Genomic DNA, 2852 nt, shown 5'->3' on the forward strand with positions numbered 1-2852 from the left:
GTTTTGATTAACTTTGTCATTTATTAGTTTAGATTTCATTGGTATTTAAAGTTCTTCAGAGAGCATTTGATAAGTAATTTTTTGTGCAATTCATCCATGACCTAAGAGGTCATGGTATTCTTGCAATATTTTTGATAAAAAAATAATAGTAAAAAAATTTTACAGATTTTTCATGTAAAATTCTTTAATTTTTTCAAACGGTATGATATCCGTATCATCGTAGAGATCTGTGTGAACCGCATCAGGAATTATTAACAGTTCCTTGTTGTCACCTGTCAGTTTTTCAAATTCATCCTTGGAGAAATAGCATGAGTGCGCCTTTTCACCATGGATGATAAGCACTGCAGAGCGGATTTCATCTGAGTATGCGATGATTGGCTGTGATATGAATGAAATGCATCCGATTGCATTCCAGCCGTCATTTGAATTGAGTGAACGTGCATGATAACCCCTTTTTGTTTTGTAGTAATCATAATAATCCTTTACAAAGAACGGAGCATCATCCGGAAGAGGGTCTACAACTCCTCCTGCTCTTGCATACTCTCCGTTTTTAAAGTCTTCGGTTCTTTGGTTGTTAAGGGCTACTTTCATTTCATACCTTGCATCAGGACTGTCCGCCTCGTCAAAGTATCCCTTTGCATTGATACGTGTCATGTTATACATTGTGGATGTGACTGTTGCCTTTATACGGGTGTCTATACTTGCGGCATTTAGGGCCATTCCTCCCCATCCGCAGATTCCAAGGATTCCTACCCTTTCAGGGTCGACTTCATCATTTGTAACCAGAAAGTCAACTGCAGCCTGGAAATCCTCCGTGTTAATGTCAGGTGATGCCATATATCTTGGCTCTCCTGCGCTTTCACCTGTAAATGAAGGATCGAATGCAATTGTTAAAAATCCCATTTCCGCCAGTTTTTGAGCGTAAAGTCCTGAAGACTGTTCTTTTACAGCACCGAAAGGTCCTGAAATGGCAATTGCTGGCAGTTTTTCATCTGCATCCAATGGTTTGTATAAATCTGCAGCCAATGTTATTCCATATCTGTTTGGGAATGTCACTTTTTCATGATGTACTTTTTCACTTTTGGGAAAGACCTTATCCCAATCCTTTGTTAAATTTAATTCTGACATGAAAAAAAGTTTGTTAAAAATAGTATATATAATGTTGGATATTGCAACAATTATTGAAAAAAGGATAAAGGGAATTTAGCAAAGTTATATTGTAGATTCCCTCACGTATTTTCCCCATTCCATTTTGTCATGGAACTCGTGGAATTTAGAGTTATTTGTTAAAATTAAGTCTTTACCGTCAAATGAATTTCCGTATGCACTTACATCAGAAGTACTGTGAATAGCTTCACCGTCATTTCCGGCATTGTTGGTAAAGCTGCTGTAACCTATTTTGAATGTTAATGGATAGCTTTGGTTTATACTGATAGCTCCTCCGATTTGAGCTGTGTTGTTATCAAAGTTGCATCTGTTTATTAAATTGAATGCAGTAGCGTATATTGCTCCACCTTCTTTTGCATGATTTCCATTGAAATTGCAAGCAAAAATCTGGCCTACACCCCTCACCATGGAACATATTGCAGCTCCTCTGCCAGCAGTGTTGTTGTTGAAATTACATTTACTGATTGTTATGCTTTTTGAATTGGATTTTGAAAATATTGCGCCGTAATCATCAGCAGAGTTGTTGATGAAATTGCATCCAAAAATCTGGAAAGTTCCATCAGAATATGATGTTCCAATTGTCAGTGCACTGCATGTTTGAGCATGATTGTTTGTGAAATTGGTGTTTCTTATCTGACCTATTGCATTTGTAGATCCGACACCATAATATTCTGCAGTGTTGTTGTCAAATACACAGTTTTCAATCAATCCTTTTGAGGTATCAGGGGAATTTCCCAGGCTTATTTTTTCGCCAAGTTTAATATTGCCGCAATAGATAATGGCACCGCAGTAGGTTGCATCATTGTTTGTGTATACATCATCAATAAGAGTGGTTGAGTATTTAAAGCATGCTGCTCCTGCACCTATTGCATGATTTTTGTTGAAGAGTGTGTTTTTGACTTCACAGCCTTTCGCATTGCAGTCAATTGCTCCTCCAATGTCAGCAGAGTTGTTTTCGAATTTGCAGTCAAATATTTTTAGGTTTTCTGCATTTTCATTTACAAGCAATGCTCCTCCGTTGGTAGCTTTTCCGTTAAGGAAATTGATATTTTTCAAAACAACGTTTTTTGCATTTACAACAAAAATTCTTGACTGACCTTTTCCATCGATTGTGTGTCCCTGACCGTCAATTTCAAAATCATCCTGGTCGATGACAATTCCAGTATTTTTTTCGTCACTCTCTGCATCAAATGCATAATCCTTATCCAAAGCGACACTGGTTTTGTTAACTGTTTCGTTTTGAAGTGATGTGAAATCACCAATAACGTCCACAACTTCAGTTTCGTTTTCAAGTGATGTAACCTCACCAATAACGTCCACAACTTCAGTTTCGTTTTCAAGTGATGTAACCTCACCAATAACGTCCACAACTTCTGTTTCGTTTTCAAGTGATGTAACCTCACCAATAACGTTCACACTTTCATCAACAGTCATATTTTCCGCTGCAGAGATTATACTCATGCAGGAGAAAAACATTAAAAAAATAGCTAATATAATAAATCCTTTTTTCAACTTCATTCGAATTCCTCTAATATATAATATATTAAAGAGCATATAAAAGGTTTTCCGAATGCAAGTACTTACTTACATCTTAAAATAGCTAAAAAACATATATAAATCAGTAATTTAATATTTAAAGCATCTATAAATTAATTTTTAAAATAAAAGACAATATAATCAAATAT

General features: G+C 35.9%; 2 protein-coding genes. Both read right to left on the reverse strand.

What is annotated here, in order from left to right; all coding sequences use genetic code 11:
- Positions 1–159 precede the first annotated feature (159 nt).
- Positions 160–1128, reverse strand: coding sequence for an alpha/beta hydrolase (locus ACKI2P_RS04795; protein ID WP_407375509.1), 969 nt, complete (start codon positions 1126–1128; stop codon positions 160–162).
- 84 nt (positions 1129–1212) lie between these two features.
- On the reverse strand, positions 1213–2685 hold the full coding sequence (locus ACKI2P_RS04800; protein ID WP_407375511.1) for a hypothetical protein: 1473 nt from the start codon (positions 2683–2685) through the stop codon (positions 1213–1215).
- Between the last annotated feature and the right edge of the window lie 167 nt (positions 2686–2852).

The sequence above is a fragment of the Methanobrevibacter sp. genome, assembly GCF_045541095.1.
Lineage (GTDB): Archaea > Methanobacteriota > Methanobacteria > Methanobacteriales > Methanobacteriaceae > Methanocatella.